The sequence below is a fragment of the Streptomyces sp. NPDC005722 genome (genome assembly GCF_040630935.1).
Lineage (GTDB): Bacteria > Actinomycetota > Actinomycetes > Streptomycetales > Streptomycetaceae > Actinacidiphila.
Window position 1 is genome coordinate 191,922 of record NZ_JBEXYN010000009.1, and the last position, 18,516, is coordinate 210,437.

An 18,516-nucleotide genomic window follows, 5' to 3' on the forward strand; every position below is an offset into this window, starting at 1 on the left:
AGGCCCCCGATGACGCTCCCCCTCGCGCCCCGTACGACGAGCGTGCGGCGCCCCCGCACCCGCAGGGCGACCCCCGGCCGGATCGTGGCCTGGGCCTACCTCGGCCTCGTCGCGCTGATCACCCTCTTCCCCTTCTACTGGATCCTGCGCACCGCGCTGTCCAACAACTACCGGCTGGCCACCGACCCCTCCTCGCCGCTGCCCGTCGGCTTCACCTTCGGCGCCTTCAAACGGGCGCTGGGCCTGGCCTCCCTCGCCGAGGCCCAGGCCCAGGGCGGCTCGGGCGCCTCCCTCGACATCGCGCTCTACCTGCGCAACTCGCTGATCTACGCATCGGTGCAGACCGTGCTCATCGTGCTGTTCTCCGCCTGCGCGGCCTACGCCTTCGCGCGCCTGCACTGGCGCGGCCGCAACCTGGTGTTCGGCGTCCTCATCAGTGCGCTGATGGTGCCGAGCGTCTTCACGCTGCTGCCGAACTTCGTCTTCATCAAGGACGTCGGACTCACCAACACCTTCGCCGGCCTCATCCTGCCCGGCGGGCTCTTCCAGGCCTTCACGGTGTTCTTCCTGCGGCAGTTCATGCTCGGCCTGAGCAGCGAGATCGAGGAGGCCGCGATCATCGACGGCGCGGGCCCGCTGCGGATCTTCTACCGCATCATCCTGCCGATGTCGGCGGCGCCGATCGCGACCGTGTCACTGCTGATGTTCGTCAACGCCTGGAACGACTACATGTGGCCGCTGCTGGTCACCAACGACCCCGGTGCGCAGCCGCTGACGCTCGCCCTCGGCGTGTTCAAGCAGTCGTCGCCGCAGGCCGCGCCCGACTGGGCGGGGCTGATGGCCGCCGCCCTCATCGCGGCGCTGCCGATGCTGCTGCTGTTCCTCGCCTTCGGCAAGCGGATCGTCAACTCCATCGGCTTCTCCGGGCTCAAGTGAGCGCGCCCGCGCACCAGGACGGCACCCCATGAACCCCACTGACCTGCTGCTCGGCTGGCCCGCGCCCGCGGCCGGCTGGAACGAGGCCGCACCCGTCGGCAACGGCCGGCTCGGCGCGATGGTCTTCGGCGGCGCCCACCGCGCCCGGATCCAGATCAACGACTCCACCGTGTGGTCCGGCACCCCCGGCGGCCCGGCGAAGGCGCTCGCCGACGTCCTCGCCGCCGGGGCCGGCCCGGAGCGCCTCGCGGAGGTGCGTGACGCGCTCCGGGCCGGGGACCCGCACCGCGCCGAGGACCTCCTGATGGCCTTCGAGGGCCCGTACAGCCAGGAGTACCTGCCCTACGCCGACCTGTGGCTGACGGTGTCCGGCGCGCAGGACGCGACCTACCGGGGCCGCACCCTCAACCTCGACAGCGGCGTCGCCGAGGACGCCTTCGAGTTGCGCTCCGGCACCTCGGTCGCCCGCCGGACCTGGGCCGACGCCACCACCGGGACGCTGTGCACCGACATGACGGCGCGCGGCGGCACCGTGGACCTGCGGCTGGAGCTCACCACCCCGCTGCGGGAGGTGCACCGCGCCGCCGGCCCCGAGGGGGTCGTCCTCGGCGTGGAGATCCCCGTCGACGGGGCACCCGCCCACGAACCGGACGTCCCGGAGCCGCTGCGGTACGCGGACGGCCCCGTCGACGGCTACGACCCCTTCGGCGCGCTCGCCCTGCGCGTGGCCACCGACGGAGAGGTCACCGCCGACGGGGGAGCGTTCCGTGTCACCGGCGCCACCCACCTCCTGGCCGTCGTGGCGAGCTCCACCGAGGCGCTGCGCCACTGGCGCGGCCTCGACACCCCGAACGGCCGGCCCGCGCACCTCGACGCCGCCGCCGACAGCGCCGCCCGCGCCGCGCAACGCGGCGCCGACGACCTGCTCAAGGCCCACGAGACCGACCTGCGCGCCCTCCTCGGCGGCACCTCGCTGCGCATCGGACCGCGCCGCACCGGTACCCACGACGTGGCCCGCGACATCCTTTCCGGCGAGGACGAACTCCTCACCGCCACCGTGCTGTTCCAGTTCGGCCGCCACCTGCTGGCCGCCGCCTCCCGCCCGCAGGCCGGACCGCCCGCCAACCTCCAGGGCATCTGGAACGCCGACCTGCGCCCCGCCTGGTCGTCCAACTACACGATCAACATCAACACCCAGATGAACTACTGGGGCGCCGAGGCCGCCGGCCTCGGCCCCTGCCACGAGCCGCTGTTCGACCTCCTCGACCGCGTCGCCGCGCACGGCCGGGACGTCGCCCGGCAGCTGTACGGCGCCCGCGGCTGGGTCGCCCACCACAACACCGACATGTGGGGCTGGGCGCTGCCCGTCGGCATGGGCCACGGAGCCGCGTCCTGGGCGATCTGGCAGATGGGCGGCGCCTGGCTCGTCCAGCACCTGTGGGACCACTGGGAGTTCGGCCAGGACACCGCCTTCCTGCGCGAACGCGCCTGGCCGCTGCTCAGCGGCTGCGCCGAGTTCCTCCTCGACTGGCTGGTCGACGACGGCACCGGCGGCGGCCGGCTGGACACCCTCCCCTCCACCTCGCCCGAGAACCTCTACCTCACCCCCGGCGGCTCCACGGCCTCGCTCACCCGCTCCGCCACCATGGACACCGCACTCACCCGGGCCGTCCTGGAACGCACCCTGCGCGCCGCCGCGCTCCTCGGCGTCGACACCCCGCTGACCGGCCGTATCGCCGCCACCCTGCCGCGGCTGCGGCCCTTCCGGATCGCCCCGGACGGCCGGCTCCAGGAGTGGGACGACGACCTCCCCGAGCACGACGCCCACCACCGCCACCTCTCCCCGCTGGTCGCCGTCCACCCGCTCGGCCAGGTCGACCCGGACCGCACCCCGGAACTCGCGGCCGCCGCCACGGCACTGCTGGACCGGCGCGGTCCCGGCGCGATGGGCTGGTCATGGGCCTGGAAGACCACCCTGCGCGCCCGGCTGCGCGACGCCGCGACGGCCCGCACGCTCCTGCTGGAGGCGAGCCGCCCGCTGACCGCCGACCCGGACACCGACGCCCCCGTCGACGGCTCGGAGTGGGGCGGCCTGCTCCCCAACCTGTTCTCCACCCACCCGCCGTTCCAGATCGACGGCAACTACGGCCTCATGGCCGCGGTCACCGAGATGGTGCTGCAGAGCCACGACGGCGCCGTCCACCTGCTGCCCGCCCTCCCCGCGCAGTGGACCGAGGGCGAGGCCTCCGGCCTGCGCTGCCGCGGCGGGCTGGCGGCCGACCTCACCTGGCAGGACGGCGCCCTCACCGCCGTCACCCTGCGCCGGCACGCCGGCGACGACACCGAGCCGGTGACGGTCCGCCACCGCGACCGCACCGCCCGGCTACGCGTCGCCACCGGCGCCGCCGTCACCCTCGACGCCGCCCTCACCCCGTACGAGGAGGCCCGGCCGTGCTGACCGAGGACGACGTCCCCGAACTGTGGGCCTACCGCAGCGCATACCGCGAGCCCGCCGACTTCGACGCCTTCTGGAGGGACACCCTCGACGCCGCCCGCGTCCACGAGCCACGGCTCGAACTCACCCCGGTCGACACCGGCCTGGAGACCGTGGACGTCTACGACGCGGTCTTCCCCGGCTTCGGCGGTCACCCGGTCCACGGCTGGCTGCGGTTGCCGCGCCACCGCAGCGGGCCCCTGCCCGCGGTCGTGCAGTTCCACGGCTACGGCAGCGGACGCGGCGCCCCCGTCGAGGACCTGCTGTGGGCCTCCGCCGGCTACGCCCACCTGCTGGTCGACACCCGTGGGCAGGGCGGAGCCTGGGCGGGCGGCGGCGCCACCGGCGACCCGGTCGGCAGCGGGCCCTCGCACCCCGGGTTCCTCACCCGCGGCATCGAGGACAAGGACACCTACGTCTACCGCCGGGTCTTCACCGACGCCGTCCGCGCCGTCGACGCCCTGCGCACCTCGCCGCACGCCGACCCCGACCGCGTCGCGGTGACCGGCCCCAGCCAGGGCGCCGGCATCGCCCTGGCCGTCGCCGGACTCCTCCCGGACCTCCGCGCCGCCCACTTCCAGGCGCCGTTCCTCTGCGACATCCGGCAGGCCACCCGGCTCACCGGCGAGCAGCCGTACGCCGAACTCGTCGGCTACCTCGCCGCCCGCCGGGACCGGGTCGAGCAGACCTTCCGCACCCTCGGCTACTTCGACGGCCTCGCCTTCGCCCACCGCGCCACCGCGCCCGCCTGGTTCTCCGCCGGACTGCGCGACGAGGTGTGCCCGCCGGCCACCACCCTCGCCGCCTACCACCGCTACGGCGGGCCGAAGCAGATGCGGCTGTGGGAGTTCAACGGCCACGACGCCGGCGGCCCCGAGGACCTGGTCACCACCCTGGGCGCCTTCCGCGCGCTCCTCAAGACGTCGTCCCACCACCCTCACCAGGAAACGTCCCGAAAGAAGGAATCATGAGAATTCGCAGAGTCGTCGCGCTGGGGGCCACGCTCACCCTCGCCGCGGTGCTGTCCGCCTGCTCCTCCGGCTCGGACTCCGCGGGCGGTTCGAAGACCGTCAACTGGTGGACCTGGGACGACAAGCAGGCCGCCGCGTACAAGACCTGCGCCGCGGACTTCGAGAAGGCCAACCCCGGCACGACCGTCAAGATCTCGCAGTACAACGTCGACGACTACTTCACCAAGCTGACCGCGGGCTTCGTCGCGGGCAACGCCCCCGACGCCTTCCAGAACAGCGTGCAGTTCTTCCAGGCGTACGCGAGCCAGCACCAGCTCCTGCCGATGGACGACTTCATCGCCAAGGACAACTTCGACCTCTCCCGTTTCTCCGTCGGCGTGAACGCCTGGAAGTTCACCGACGGCAAGCAGTACGCGCTGCCGCTGGACTGGGCCGCGGCCGGCCTCTACTACGACCAGGACGCCCTCACCAAGGCGGGCTACAGCAAGGCCGACGTCGACTCCGCGACCTGGAACCCCGACGACGGCGGCGAGTTCGGCAAGATGATCGCCCACCTCACGATCGACGAGAAGGGACGCCGCGGCGACGAGCGCGGCTTCGACAAGGCCCACGTCAAGACCTTCGGCTTCGGACAGATCGCGGCCAAGGACTTCATCGGCCAGACCTCCTGGAGCCCCTTCGCCTCCAGCACCGGGTGGCGGCTCGGCGACAAGGAGAGCTGGCCGACCGTCTTCAACTACGGCGACCCCCGCCTGGTGAAGACGCTGCACTGGGCGCGCTCCCTGACGGAGAAGGGCTACGCGCCCAAGCTCGGCGAGTTCACCTCCAGCGTCAGCGACGTCGACCTGCTCTCCTCCCACAAGGTGGCCATGGAGATCGGCGGTTCCTGGTCCGCGTCCACCTTCGCCAAGATCCCCGGCGTCAAGGCCGGCATCGCCGCGCCCCCGTACGGCCCCGACGGCAAGACCCGCGCGGTGATGAGCAACTCCAACGGCAACAACATCTGGGCGGGCACCAAGAACCCCGAGCAGACCTGGAAGTGGGTGTCCTACATGGGCTCCGAGGCCTGCCAGTCCAAGGCGGCGAGCAGCGGCTCGTTCTTCCCGTCCATCCCCGCCTCGATGGACGCCGCGACCAAGGCGCTGGCCGCCGACGGCGTCGACCTGTCGGTGTTCACCAGCATGCTGAAGGACAAGGTCCTCTACCCGTCCCCGGTCTACGGCAACGGCGCCGCCGTGCAGGACGCCCTCAACCCGCTCTTCGAGGGCTACTTCGCCGGACAGAAGGACGACTCCGTCTTCGCGGACATGCAGGACCAGAGCAAGACCCTCCTCGCGAAGAACTGAGCCACCGGAAGCGAACCGACGCACCCGCCGCCGGACGACGCCCCGAACCGGGGCCGTCCGGCGGCGGGGCACACCCGAAAGGAATCCCCCCATGGCAGACAGCACCGCGCGGATCGTCCCGCTGCGCGCGGCCGGCACCGCGTTCGTCGTCGAACTGACCGAGCCGGTGCCCAGGGTGCTCCACTGGGGGGCCGACCTCGGGCCGCTGTCCGCCGCCGACCTCGCCGCCCTCAGCCTGACCGCGGAGCCCGCGGTCCTCAACAACTCCCTCGACACGCCACGCCGCTTCACCCTCTGGCCCACCGAGGCGGACGGCTGGGCGGGCACCCCCGCGCACCACGGGCACCTCGACGGCGGCGCCGCCGCCCCCCGGCTGACCACGACCGCGACCTCCGTCCGCCAGGACGCCGAGGGCGGCGAACTCAACGTGGCCCTCACCGACGCCGCCGCGGGGCTCGACATCACGATCACCTACCGGCTGGAGCCCTCCGGCGTGCTCGCCGTCCACAGCGAGATCGCCCGGCAGCGGACGGCGGACCCGGCCCCGTACGACCTCGCGCAGGTCACCGCGCTGCTCCCGCTGCCCCGCCGGGCCGGCGAGATCCTCGACTTCACCGGCAAGTGGAGCCGCGAGCGCTCCCCGCAGCGCCGTCCCCTCACCCACGGCACCCACGCCCGCGACGTCCGGCGCGGCAAGCCCGGACTGGACTCGCCGTACCTCGTCGCCGTCGGCGTTCCCGGCTTCGGCTTCCGCGAGGGCGAGGTGTGGGGCCTGCACGTCGCCTGGAGCGGCGACCAGCGCTACCTCGTCGAGCAACTGCCCGAGGGCGCGGGCGTCCACGCCGCCGTCCTCGGCGGCGGGGAACTGCTGCGCGCCGGCGAGGTCCGGCTCGCCCCGGGCGACACCCACCGCACCCCCGTCTGCCACTACGCCTGGTCCGGCGCCGGCCTCGACGGACTCGCCGACCGCTTCCACACCCTGCTCCGGGACCGCCCGGTCCACCCGCGCCGCCCGCGCCCGGTCATCCTCAACAGCTGGGAGGCGGTCTACTTCGACCACGACCGGGAACGCCTGCTGCGGCTGGCCGACCGGGCGGCCGAGGTCGGCGTGGAGCGCTTCGTCCTGGACGACGGCTGGTTCCACGGCCGCCGCTCCGACCGCGCGGGCCTCGGCGACTGGACGGTCGACCGGGAGGTGTGGCCCGCCGGGCTGGCCCCGCTCGCCGACCACGTGCGCTCGCTGGGCATGGAGTTCGGCCTGTGGGTCGAACCCGAGATGGTCAACCTCGACTCGGACCTCGCCCGCGAGCACCCCGACTGGGTCCTCGCACCCGCGAGCGGCGCCGGCCCCGCGGCCCGCCAGCAGCACGTCCTCGACCTCTCCCACCCCGGCGTCGCCGCCCACCTGCTGGGGGCCCTGGACGCCCTCGTCGAGGAGTACGGCATCGCCTACCTCAAGTGGGACCACAACCGCGAGGTGCACGAGGCCGTGAGCGGCCCGGCCGACCGCCCCGCGGCGCGCGCCCAGGTCGAGGCGCTCTACCGGCTGCTGGACACCCTCCGGCAGCGCCACCCGGCCCTGGAGATCGAGAGCTGCGCCAGCGGCGGCGGCCGCGTCGACCTCGGCATCCTCGCCAGGACCGACCGGGTGTGGGCCTCGGACTGCAACGACCCGGTGGAACGTCAGTCCATCCAGCGGTGGACGGGACAACTCCTGCCCCCCGAACTCGTCGGCGCCCACGTGGGCCCCACGCCCAGCCACACCACCGCACGCGTCAGCTCCGACACCTTCCGGCTGGTCACCGCGCTCTTCGGCCACCCCGGCATCGAGCAGGACCTCACCCGCTGCACGCCCGAGGAACTGGCCCGGCTCACCGCCTGGACCGCCTTGTACCGGGAACTGCGCCCGCTGCTGCACGGCGGGCGCACCGTACGCGCCGACCTCGCGGGCGGAGAAACGCTGCTGCACGGCGTCGTCGCCCACGACAGTACGGCCGCGCTCTACTGCTGGGCCCGGGTGGCGACCTCCCCGGAGGGCCAGGCCGGCCGGGTGCCGCTGCCCGGCCTCGACCCCGCCGCGCGCTACCGCGTGCGCGTCCGCACCGACCTCGGCCTGCCCTCCTTCCACCAGCGGAGCGGCCCGGCCTGGCTCCCGGAGGCGATCGACGACGGCCTCACCCTCCCCGGCACGCTGCTCACCGCCGCCGGCCTCCCGATGCCGCAACTCGACCCCGAACAGGCCCTGCTGATCGAGGTGCGCCGGGACGAGTGAGCGGTGGGGAAAACCCGGCGGGCTACAGCGTCCCGGCGTCGGGCCAGTGGGACCAGTGGGTGTTCGGGGGAAGCGTCGGCCGGTAGCGGGACGGGTCCCCGGAGTCCAGGACCTCGGCCATCATCCGGAACGTCTCGCATCCCGCGGGCATGACCTCTCCCAGGTCCTCCGGCTGGTGCCATTCGTCCAGCCGCAGCAGCACCGGCAGGTCGCCGGGGACGCCGGCGCGCAGTTCGGCGCCGTCGGCCAGGAAGAGCGCGCGGTGCGCGGGCACCAGCTGACGGAACACGTCCTCCAGCGGTGTGCCGGCGGGGGCGTCGACCGGAAGCGCCTGCCCGCGCACCCTCACCGGAACCCCTCCGGCGTACACCTCGTCGTCGCCGAGGACGATCTCCTCCATGTTCTCCACCCGGTCGAGGAGGGCGCCGATTCCGGGCTCGCCGACGGTGAGGCAGTTGCCGAACCGGTGCACGACGTCGGTGAGGTTGCCGGCGCGCGGGGAGTACCCCAGCAGTTCGGCGACCATCGCCCAGCGGGTCGAGTCGCCGAACAGATGGATCCGGGTGTCGACCGGGTAGTAGTAGCCGTTCAGCAGATCGGGGAACTCGGCCCGATCCGCGATGAGGTCGAACTGCCCGAGGACGGAGGAGGTGGTCATCACCCGCCACACGGTAGGGCCGGCCACCGACAGCGGACCGGGCGGCCGGAGCGCCCGCGGGACCCCGCCTACTCCTCCTCGGCGTCACCCGGCGTCGCCGCCCCCTGGCGGCCGAGCCAGTACAGCGCCGTGTCGACGTCACGGGCGGTCCAGCCGTCCGTGCCGGGGCCGGAGCGGGCGAGGAGGTCGTCGAGGAGGTCCATGTAGCGGCCGTAACGGCCGGGCGCCGGGGTCAGTTGGTAGCCCAGCTGCTCCAGGCCGAACTGCGCGCGGCGGTCGTAGACGGCCATCCGGTCCGGCGCGGCGGCGGTGAGCAGCGCCGAGGCCAGCGCGTCGCCGGTGCGGCAGCCGGGGAGGGGGAGCAGGGCCCTGCGGCCCTCGCGGGCGGCGGCACCGCGCGGGGAGTGCGGGTCACGGACCGCGCGCACTGCCGCGGCCGTGACGGCCCTGACCTCCGCGTCGCGCAGGTTCATCAGCTCGACGACCCACGCGGTGCTCGCCTGCAGCCGCTTCCACACCACCAGCGCGGCGATGTCCGCCTTGCCCAGGCTGCCGGTGTCCCGGGCCCGCTCCGCGATCTCCGTCAGCACCTCGTCGTACGCGGCCGGGACTGCGGCGCGGTACGCCTCGCGGGCGGCGGTGAGGGTGGACCGTACTCCGTCGGGGAGCGGGGTGAGTGCGGCGGTCGCGGATGGGTTCATGGACCGATCCTGGCCCGTCTCGGCCCGCTCCAGGTGCACTTGACCGCTTGTGATCGGATCCGGTGCGATGTGCCGTCAGGAAGGATCAGATCCAGCCACGTGCGCCGGCCTCCACCCCTGCCTGGAAACGCGTCGTCGCGTCGAGCCGTGCCATGAGGGCGGCGATGCGTCGCGTCGCCGTCCGTGTGCTCAGCCCCAGCTGACGGGCGATCGCCTGGTCCTTGAGACCGGCGCGCAGCATCGTCAGCAGCGCGACCTCCTCGGCGGTGGGGCCCTCCTCGCCGGCCCCGGGGGCCGGGGCGCCGATCGGCTCGGCGCGTGCCCAGTACGCCTCGTACAGCTCGATGAGGGCATCCAGCAGGCCGGAGGGGTGCACGACGGCCAGGCTGTCGTAGACCCCTCCGACCAGCGGGACGAGGGCCACACGGCGGTCGATGACGTGCAGCTTGAAGGGGAGGCTCGGCAGCATCCGGGCCTGCTCGCCGAGCGCGGCCATCTCCAGCACCGTCTCGAAACGGCCGGGCCGCTCCATGGACTCCGGGCAGTAGACCGAGCGGATGTCCACGCCGCGGCGCGCCCAGGCGGCGGTCGACGCCTTCTCGGCCTCGTTGGTGTGGGGCAGCCCGTCCGCGCGGTCGAGGTAGGGCGGCTTGTCGAGGATCCAGATGTGCGTGCGGACCGAGCGGTTGAGCTCGTCGATGCGCGGCGCGACGACGTCGCGTCCCGACAGCACCTCCACCAGGCTGCCCGGATCGCTGCGCAGCCGCCCGGCCCGGTACTCCTCGGCGAGGTCGTCGACGACCGACCGCACCCCGGCGAACGCGGCCTCGGTCTCCAGCCGTCGCTGGTCGAGCAGGGCGGTGAGCGCGGTGCCGGGACCCACGGGCCGGTACTCGCCGCTGCCGTCGCGGCGCAGCAGACCGAGCCCGGCCAGCCGGGCGACGGCCCCGCGGACGCGGTCCGGGGAGACCCCGGCGGTCGCGGCGTACTCCTCGGTGCCGAAGCCGGCCCGGGTGAGGAAGGCCCGGTAGACGTCCTCGTCGAACTCGCTGATACCCAGGGCCTGCAGCACGTACGCGCTCCTCGTGATGGCGTGGTCCGCCAGCTGTCCGAAGACGCCACAAGATTATCTGGACATCGACCGGTCGTGGGCCGTTCACTTTTGAATCGTCCCAACACCCCCACCGGGGAGCGGCGGTCCGCCGGCCGCCCCCGCGCACCCCGCCGCGCCCGGACGCGCGGTGACGCCCCTGGCCTCTTCCCTTCTGGAGGACCGAACGTGACCTCGACGTCACGCAGCACCAGACCGGCCGCCCTGGTGGCGGCCGCCGCCTTCGCACTGGCCCTGTCGTCCGCCGTCCCCGCCCAGGCCGCCCCCGCGGCCGGCCCGAAGCCGGTCCCGGTGGCCGGCCACCTCGCCGCGGGCCGCTACGTCGTCACCCTCGCCGACCGGCCGATCGCCGCTTACCGGGGCGGGGTCGACGGCATACCCGGCACCGCCCCCGCGCCGGGCGCCAAGGTCGACCTCGCCGCCCCCGGCGCCGTGCGCTACCGCGCCCACCTCACCGGGGCCCAGCGCGCCGCGGCCGCCTCGGTCGGCGTGCGGATCGAGCGCGGGTACTCCGTGGTCACCAACGGCTTCACCGCGGACCTGTCCGCCGCGCAGGTGGCGGCGCTGTCGAAGACCCCCGGGGTGCTGTCGGTCGCACCCGACACCCTCAACAAGGTCTCCGACGACCGCAACTCCCAGGACTTCCTCGGCCTCACCGGGCGGCACGGGCTCTGGTCCGCCCTCGGCGGTGCCGAGAAGGCCGGCCGGGGTGTCGTCGTCGGTGACATCGACACCGGCGTCTGGCCGGAGAGCCGCTCCTTCGCGGCCGCCCCGCTGGGCACCGCGCGGCCCACGTCGAAGGACCCGTACCGTCCCTACCGCAAGGGTGACAAGGTTGTCATGCGGAAGGCGGACGGCGGCACCTTCACCGGAACCTGCCAGGCGGGCGAGGAGTTCACCGCCGGCGCCTGCAACGGCAAGCTGATCAGCGCCCGTTGGTTCGGCGACGCCTGGCTGGACAGGGTGCCGCCGGAGCGCCGCGCGGACTACGTCTCCGCACGGGACGGCGAGGGCCACGGCACGCACACCGCGTCCACCGCGGCGGGCAACAGCGGGGTCGACGTCACCGTCGACGGCCGGCACCTCGGCAAGGTCTCCGGGGTCGCACCGGGCGCCGCGATCGCCGTCTACAAGGCGTTCTGGACGGGCAAGGCGGCCGGCGACAGCGGCGGCATGACCTCCGACATCGTCGCCGCCGTCGACCAGGCCGTCGCCGACGGCGTCGACGTCCTCAACTACTCGGCCGGGTCGGTGATCGAGACGGCCCCGGACTCCCCGGTCCAGGCGGCCTTCCGCACCGCCGCGGCCGCGGGCGTGTTCGTCGCCACCGCCGCCGGCAACTCCGGCCCCGAGGTCTCCTCCGCCGACAACGTCGCCCCGTGGACGACCACGGTGGCCGCGAGCACCCTGGCGCCCTACGAGGCCACCGTGCGCCTCGGCAACGGGGACACCTACGTCGGCGGCAGCACCACCGTGGACGCCCCGCTCGGCCCCGAGCCCCTCGTGCTGGCCGAGAAGGTGAAGAACCCCGGCGCCTCCACCTCCGACGCCGCGCTGTGCCAGGACGGCACGCTCGACCCGGCGAAGGTCTCCGGCGCGATCGTCGTCTGCGACCGGGGCGTCAACCCGCGCGTCGACAAGTCGCACGAGGTCCAGCGGGCCGGCGGCGTCGGCATGGTCCTGGTCAACGTCAGCGACCTCGACACCGACGGTGACCTGCACGCCGTGCCCACGGTGCACCTCAACACCCCCGGTGCCGCCGACGTCCGGGCGTACGCCGCCGGCGCCGGGGCCGAGGCGAGCCTGATCCCGGGCGGCACGACCGGTCAGCCGTACCCGCAGATCGCGCCGTTCTCCTCGCGCGGCCCGTCCACGACGAACAACGGCGACCTGCTCAAGCCCGACATCGCCGCGCCGGGCGTCGGCATCCTCGCGGCCGTCGCGCCCGCCTCCAACTTCGGCCACGACTACGACTTCATGACCGGCACGTCGATGGCGACCCCGCACATCGCCGGCCTCGCCGCGCTCTACCTGGCCGAGCACCCCTCGTGGTCGCCGATGGCCGTGAAGTCCGCGATGATGACGACCGCCGTCGACACCAGGACCGCGACCGGCGGGAAGAACACCGACCTGTTCGCGCAGGGCGCCGGTGAGGTGCGCCCGGCGGACATGTTCGCACCGGGCCTGGTCTACGACTCCACCGAGAAGGACTGGCTGGGCTACCTGGAGGGCCTCGGCGTCGACACCGGCACCGGGGTGCGGGCCGTCGACCCCAGCGACCTCAACTACCCGTCGATCGCCATCGGCCGCATGGTCGGCTCGCAGACCGTGACCCGCACCGTCACCGCCGTGGCGGCCGGCACCTACCGGGCCTCGATCTCGGTGCCCGGGGTCAAGGCCACCGTGCACCCGTCCGTGCTGCACTTCAGCAAGGCCGGTCAGAAGGCGCGGTTCAGCGTCAGCTTCGAGCTGACGACCGGGCGGTCCGGCGAGACCGTCACCGGTGACCTCACCTGGCGGCACGGCCGCACCGGCGTGCGCAGCCCGGTCGTCCTGACCCCGTGGAGCCTGATCGCCCCCGACCAGGTGTCCGGCCCCGCGGGCAGCGGCAGCGTCTCCTTCCAGGTGACGCCGGGCACCACCGCGCTCGCGCCGGCCCCGCGCGGCCCGGTCGCGGGCACGCCCGTCCGCAACGCGGTCTCCAACGACAAGCCCGAGCAGGACTTCACGTTCACGGTGCCGGAGGGCACGCAGGCCGGGCAGTTCTTCGTCACGCCCGACAACCCGGAGGCCAGGCTGACCCTGCTGCTCGCGTACGACCCGGGCGACGGCCAGCTCCCGTACATCGTCGGGGACCTCGCCCTCGACCAGACGCGGCCGGTGGTGAGCCTGCCGAGCATGAAGCCGGGGAAGTACCTGGCCATGGTCATGACGCTGGGCGGCCAGCCGGAGCTGACGGACTTCCCGTTCTCCTTCCAGACCAACCTGATCGGCCCGGACAGCCCGCCGGCACAGGGCACGTTCACCGTGACGCCGCGGAACGCCGTCACGAAGCCCGGCGTCCCCCTGACGCTGACCGCCTCGTGGAGCGGCGTCCCCTCCGACCGTCCCGCCACCGCCTACATCGGCTACCCCAACGCCGCGGGCACCCTCGTCACCATCGGCTGACGGGCCCCGCGTGACGGTGCCGGCCCCCTCGCCACGAGGGGGCCGGCACCGCCGCGTCCCCCAGAGGGCAGCGCCGTCAAAGGCGTACGGCCCCCGGCCCGGAGGCGCCGCCCGGCAGGCCTCCCGGGGCCTCGGGGGAGCGCGCGGCGGACGGGGCGTCGTCGAGGTCGCCGCGGAGCGCCGCCAGGGCGAAGGCGACCGCCGAGGTCAGCAGCACCGCCGCGATCGGCCCCCAGATGGCCGGGATCGACCACATCGGCCACCCGCCGGCCGCCTGCGCCCAGAGCGTCACGATCGCCGCCACGCCCATCGGGACGCCGTGCCACCGCACCACCCTCGCCGCGCGTGCGTGCCGCGGCTCCCGCGTGAAGAGCGCCCACAACGCGCCGACGAGGGCCATCAGGCCGGTCGAGAGTCCGGCGAGCGCGCCGCCGAGGCGGTCCTCCGGCCACTCCAGGGGCCCGTCGCTCGTCTCCTGCCAGGTTCCCGCGGCGTCCCGCACCTCGACGACCTGCCCCCGCCAGATGAGGCCGACGACCTTGTCGTCCGGCTCCAGCTGCGAGAGCACCGGGCCCGTCCGGCGGAAGGTCAGGTGCCACGGCTTTCCGGAGGGCAGCAGGAAGTCCGCCTCGGGCGACTTCCGCCTGCCGCTGTGGGTGTCCACCGACCGTACGGTGAACCGCTGTTCCCACCGGCACTCCGACACCTCGACCGGTACCGAGGCGCACGGCGGAGCGGCGCGGAACTCCCGTTCCCGTTCCAGCGCGTCACGCGTGAGGAAGACCATCGCCACCCCGACGGCCAGCGCCGTCACGGCGATCAGCAGCCACACCACGACCGACGACCTGTTCCGTTCCACCCGTTCCACCGTGTCTCCCCACCCGCGTACGCCCCCCGCACCTCGCATCCGATCACGCCGGGCCGAGCGCCGGCCAGGTCCGCTGCCGGCAGCGGACGACCCCGCCCCCTTGCCGGTTCGGGGCAACGAACGGAGCGCCGGGGAACGGCAGCGCGGCCGGCCCCGAGGGGACCGGCCGCGCTGTGTTTCGCGCTGTGTGCGTCCGCGGATCAGGCCAGGCCGGTGGCCCGGATCACCGTCTGCGTCACGGTGTTGCCCCGCTTGTCCGAGGCACGCACGCGCAGCGAGAGGAACTCCGCCCGCCGCGGCGCGTCCAGACGGACCCGGGCGGCGCCGTCGTCCGCGCCGCGCAGTGCCGGCTTGTGCCACGTGCGGCCGTCGTCGTACGAGACCTCCACCGCGTCGGTGCGGACCCGCGAGGCCGGCGTGCCCGGCAACGCGGAGGCGCTTACCGTGAGTTCGGCGTCACGTCGCGCGGCGCCGCCCGCGTCGGTGCGGATCCCGTAGTCGAGCTGCAGGAGCGGCAGCACCTGCGGGTCGTCCGCGGCCGCCGTTGCCGAGGAGAAGCCCCACTCGGTCCGGGTGGCGGTGGAGTACGGGTACCCCTCCGTCCGCTCGGTGGCCGTCACCAGCCGGTACCGGCCCGACGCCGCCGGGACGTCCCCGCCCAGCCAGCCGCCCTCGGTGCGGGTGACCAGGTCGCCGCCCCGGTAGAGCTCGTTCACCTGGGAGGTGGTGCCCGGGCCGATCACGCCCGCGTGGTCGCGGCCGCCGTCGCCCCAGGCCGGGATGGTCACGTCCAGGACGTCACCGTTGCGCTGCGGCAGCCACTGGCTCTCGTTCATCCGCGGGTGCTCGACGGGCCCGAACCACTGGACGTCGGTGGTGCGCCCCGCCGGGTAGCCGACCAGCCCGGAGAACTGGATCGAGCGGATGCCGTTGGCGGCCTCCTCCATCCAGGTCGCCTCGTCCGACGGGGTGACCCAGTCGGTGCGCTCGGCGCCCGCAGTCGACAGCCGGGTGCCACCGACCTTGACCCCGAGGTACGGCTGGATGTCGTAGCGGAACTCGTCGACCTCCGTGCCGGGTTCGTTGCGGAAGCCGACGTCGACCCGGGCGAGCCGGTGCTCGGCCGGCGCGTAGCGCTGGGTCTGCGGGACCGTGCCGTGCCAGGTGTGCACCAGGTCGTACAGGTAGTCCGTCTCGGCGTGGCCGGCGACCCGCATCGGCACCGAGCCGGAACGGCTGTCCTGGATGCGGCCGATCAGGGCCTCGCCCTCGGTGCGGGAGACGCCGGCGACGACGACGGCGGTGCGGCGCACGGGTTCGCGCAGCCGGCCGTCCAGGTCGTTCACCACGACCAGCAGGGCGACGCCCGCCTTCTGCGCGTCGGTGATCTGGTCGTCGTCCCCCGTGTAGCGGACCACGGCCACCTTGTCCTTGGCGCCGGCGGCCGCGTACTCGGCCGCGGTGCCCTTGCCGGCGAAGACGGCGGGCAGCGTCCTGGTGCCCTCGGCGGGACGGCCGGAACCGGGCTGCAGCCACAGGTCGTCGAAGACCTGGTCGCCGGAGGACAGCGCCAGCAGCGGCTGCTGCATGCGCCAGCGGACCGTGTACGCCAGGTCGCCGCCGGAGGCCTTCGGCATGGGCAGCGCCCACACGCTGTCGAAGCCGTCGCCGACGGTCGCGGTGTCCGTGATCGCCGGCGAGCCGTCCTTGAAGGACTGGGTGAAGTCCATCCGGATGTCGCTGTCGGTCGAGGTCTTCGGGGTGACGACCTCGGTCCTGCGCAGCTTCGTCCCGTCCAGCGCCGTGTCGGTGTCGGCGTTGCCGACCACGACGCCGGTCCTCGCCAGCAGGGCCCGCCCGTAGGAGGACTCGCCGTGGACGCCGCGCACGGCGCCCCAGGTCCAGACGGTGTACGTGCCCGGCGGGACGACGGTGTCGAGCACGCCGTCGAGGTCGGTGTAGAGGGCCTGCGCGTACTCGTCGCCCTTGCGCTGGTACATCACCAGGCCGACCAGCGGGTCGCCGGCCCGGTCGGTGACGTGCACGCGCAGGTGGTGGTACTCGTCGCGGGTGCTGACCGCGAGCAGGGTGCGCGTGACGGCCTTGCCGTCGACGACGCCCTCGACGTGCCCGGTGAAGCGGGATCCCGCCGGGGCCCGGTCGAGCGTGGTGGTCACGGTGGTGGAGGCGGTGCCGTGGGCGGGGACGGTGACCTGACGGTCCGTCACGGTGAACAGGCCCTCGGGCACGCCCGGGGTGTCCAGGCGCGGGGTCACGGTGACGGCGGTGTCACCGGAGTTGGCCCACTCCACGGTCCGGGTCACGGTCCCGCCGGACGCGCCGCCCGGGGGGTGGATGCCGGAGTCCGCGGTGGCGGTGGCCACGAGCGTGCTGCTGGTGGCGGCGACCGCGTCCACGCGTCCGTTGCCGCCCGAGTCGGCGGGGATGTCCGGCGTCGCGACGGAGGTGGAGACCAGGGCGTCCTTGATCCGGGCCCCGTTCCAGTCCGGGTGCTTCGCCGCCACCAGGGCGGCGACGCCCGCGACGTGCGGGGTGGCCATCGAGGTGCCGCTGAGGGTGGCGTACGAGCCGGTCCCGAAGGGCGCCCACTGCGAGCGGGCGGCCAGGATGTCGACGCCGGGGGCGGTGATCTCCGGCTTCATCGCGTCGTCCCGGAAGCGGGGGCCGCGGCTGGAGAAGTCGGCGATGGCGTCGGCGGAGTCGACGGCGCCGACGGTCAGCGCGGCGTCCGCGGCGCCGGGCGCGGCCACGGTGCCCTCGTAGGGGCCCGAGTTGCCCGCGGCTATGGTGAACAGCGCGCCCGTCTCGGCGCTGAGTTCGTTGACGGCCTGGCTCATCGGGTCGGTGCCGTCGGTGGGCTGGTCGCTGCCGAGGCTCATGCTGACCACGCGGGCCCCGGCCTCACGGGCGGCCCACTCCATGCCGCTGATGATCCAGGAGTCGGAGCCGTTGCCCGCGTTGCTGAGCACCTTGCCCACGTGCAGGCGCACGCCGGGGGCGACGCCCTTCTCCTTGCCGCCGGACGCGGCGCCGTTGCCGGCGATGGTGGACGCCACGTGGGTGCCGTGGCCGTGGTGGTCGTCGATGTCCTCGCCGGGCACGAAGCTGCGGGAGTCGGTGACGACGCCGTCGAGGTCGGGGTGCCCGGGGTCGTAACCGGTGTCGAGGACCGCGACGTCCACGCCCTGCCCGGTGTCGCCCCCGGCCCAGACCTCGGGGGCGCCGATCTGCGCCACGCTGTCCGCGAGGTCGGCCTTGACCTTGCCGTCGAGCCACACCTTGCGTACGCCGCCGGTCAGCGCCGGGCCGCTCGCCACGGCCCTCGCTGCCGCCTGCGGCGCGGCGCCCTGGCCGGTCAGGTCGTCCCAGAACTCCGCCGCCTGGTCGTGGTCCTGCGTGGTGGCGGTGCTGTCGATGCTGGTCAGCGCCCGTGCACCGGTGGCCCCTTCGGGCAGCGACGGCGCCGCGAGCCTCCGGCGGGAGTCGGAGGAGTAGGTCAGGATGACGGGCAGGCCCTTGGACCGGGCGTCGTCGTAACCGTCGGCGATCAGCCGCGTGACGTTGAAGAGGTCGGTGTCGAGCAGCCCGGCCGCCACGTACCGTTCGGCGGCGAACGGGTAGACGTAGGTGTCGCCGTGCTGGGTGGTGATGCGGGCGTCCGCGCGGTGGCCGCGGGGGCCCTCGACGGTCACGGAGGCACGGCCGTCGCCGCCGGGCGTGACGGTGACCCGGTCGCCCGTGATGAGGGTGACGGTGCGCGGGGTGGAGCCCGCGGGGGCGCCGCCGGTCACGACCACGTCGTCGGGCGAGGGGGAGGCCGTGGCGTGGTCACTGGCAGCTGCCGGTGGGATCGCCATCAGCAGTGCCGCGACACCCGCGACGATCGGGAGGCCGGTTCGGCCCGGGAAGAGCGGTCTCACAGGGGATCCTTCACGTTAGATCCATCCAATGTCCGCCGCATGCTAGCGAG

11 protein-coding genes are annotated in these 18,516 nt (G+C 74.0%); 6 read left to right on the top strand and 5 right to left on the bottom strand.

Annotated features, from left to right (window positions below; genetic code table 11):
* The first annotated feature begins 9 nt into the window (after positions 1-9).
* The 5 genes from ABZ479_RS14215 (at position 10) to ABZ479_RS14235 (ending at position 8,019) form a co-directional block, all read left to right on the top strand.
* Complete coding sequence (locus ABZ479_RS14215; RefSeq protein ID WP_500461844.1) at positions 10-936, top strand: carbohydrate ABC transporter permease; 927 nt, start codon at positions 10-12, stop codon at positions 934-936.
* A 28-nt stretch (positions 937-964) separates the two neighbouring features.
* Complete coding sequence (locus ABZ479_RS14220; RefSeq protein ID WP_500461845.1) at positions 965-3,394, top strand: glycosyl hydrolase family 95 catalytic domain-containing protein; 2,430 nt, start codon at positions 965-967, stop codon at positions 3,392-3,394.
* On the top strand, positions 3,388-4,401 hold the full coding sequence (locus ABZ479_RS14225) for an acetylxylan esterase (RefSeq protein ID WP_500461846.1): 1,014 nt from the start codon (positions 3,388-3,390) through the stop codon (positions 4,399-4,401). Before ABZ479_RS14220 ends, ABZ479_RS14225 begins: the two co-directional genes overlap by 7 nt.
* Positions 4,398-5,747: an ABC transporter substrate-binding protein gene (locus tag ABZ479_RS14230; protein ID WP_500461847.1), complete on the top strand. Its 1,350-nt coding sequence runs from the start codon at positions 4,398-4,400 to the stop codon at positions 5,745-5,747. The genes ABZ479_RS14225 and ABZ479_RS14230 overlap by 4 nt, the downstream gene beginning before the upstream one ends.
* A gap of 91 nt (positions 5,748-5,838) precedes the next feature.
* Positions 5,839-8,019, top strand: coding sequence for an alpha-galactosidase (locus ABZ479_RS14235; protein WP_500461848.1), 2,181 nt, complete (start codon positions 5,839-5,841; stop codon positions 8,017-8,019).
* Positions 8,020-8,041: 22 nt separating this feature from the next.
* Here ABZ479_RS14235 and ABZ479_RS14240 read toward each other — a convergent pair whose 3' ends face one another.
* The 3 genes from ABZ479_RS14240 to ABZ479_RS14250 all read right to left on the bottom strand — a co-directional run bounded on the left by ABZ479_RS14240 (position 8,042) and on the right by ABZ479_RS14250 (position 10,450).
* The gene (locus ABZ479_RS14240) at positions 8,042-8,677 is read right to left on the bottom strand and encodes a DUF7003 family protein (protein ID WP_500461849.1); all 636 of its coding nucleotides are present in this window, start codon (positions 8,675-8,677) and stop codon (positions 8,042-8,044) included.
* A 68-nt stretch (positions 8,678-8,745) separates the two neighbouring features.
* On the bottom strand, positions 8,746-9,378 hold the full coding sequence (locus tag ABZ479_RS14245; RefSeq protein ID WP_500461850.1) for a hypothetical protein: 633 nt from the start codon (positions 9,376-9,378) through the stop codon (positions 8,746-8,748).
* An 85-nt stretch (positions 9,379-9,463) separates the two neighbouring features.
* The gene (locus ABZ479_RS14250) at positions 9,464-10,450 is read right to left on the bottom strand and encodes a LuxR C-terminal-related transcriptional regulator (protein ID WP_500461851.1); all 987 of its coding nucleotides are present in this window, start codon (positions 10,448-10,450) and stop codon (positions 9,464-9,466) included.
* A gap of 207 nt (positions 10,451-10,657) precedes the next feature.
* On the opposite strand from ABZ479_RS14250, the gene ABZ479_RS14255 reads away from it, so the two are divergent.
* Complete coding sequence (locus ABZ479_RS14255; protein ID WP_500461852.1) at positions 10,658-13,657, top strand: S8 family peptidase; 3,000 nt, start codon at positions 10,658-10,660, stop codon at positions 13,655-13,657.
* Between the two features lie 76 nt (positions 13,658-13,733).
* Here ABZ479_RS14255 and ABZ479_RS14260 read toward each other — a convergent pair whose 3' ends face one another.
* Positions 13,734-14,516 (bottom strand): hypothetical protein, encoded by a 783-nt coding sequence (locus tag ABZ479_RS14260; protein WP_500461853.1) that lies wholly within the window; start codon positions 14,514-14,516, stop codon positions 13,734-13,736.
* Positions 14,517-14,725: 209 nt separating this feature from the next.
* The gene (locus ABZ479_RS14265; RefSeq protein WP_500461854.1) at positions 14,726-18,466 is read right to left on the bottom strand and encodes a S8 family serine peptidase; all 3,741 of its coding nucleotides are present in this window, start codon (positions 18,464-18,466) and stop codon (positions 14,726-14,728) included.
* Positions 18,467-18,516: the final 50 nt, after the last annotated feature.

What these genes read in the sequence shown, in the direction of transcription:
- ABZ479_RS14215 (WP_500461844.1), top strand. Translation starts at nt 10, where the DNA reads ATGACGCTCCCCCTCGCGCCCCGTACGACGAGCGTGCGGCGCCCCCGC.
- ABZ479_RS14220 (WP_500461845.1), top strand. Translation starts at nt 965, where the DNA reads ATGAACCCCACTGACCTGCTGCTCGGCTGGCCCGCGCCCGCGGCCGGC.
- ABZ479_RS14230 (WP_500461847.1), top strand. Translation starts at nt 4,398, where the DNA reads ATGAGAATTCGCAGAGTCGTCGCGCTGGGGGCCACGCTCACCCTCGCC.
- ABZ479_RS14235 (WP_500461848.1), top strand. Translation starts at nt 5,839, where the DNA reads ATGGCAGACAGCACCGCGCGGATCGTCCCGCTGCGCGCGGCCGGCACC.
- ABZ479_RS14240 (WP_500461849.1), bottom strand. Translation starts at nt 8,677, where the DNA reads ATGACCACCTCCTCCGTCCTCGGGCAGTTCGACCTCATCGCGGATCGG.
- ABZ479_RS14245 (WP_500461850.1), bottom strand. Translation starts at nt 9,378, where the DNA reads ATGAACCCATCCGCGACCGCCGCACTCACCCCGCTCCCCGACGGAGTA.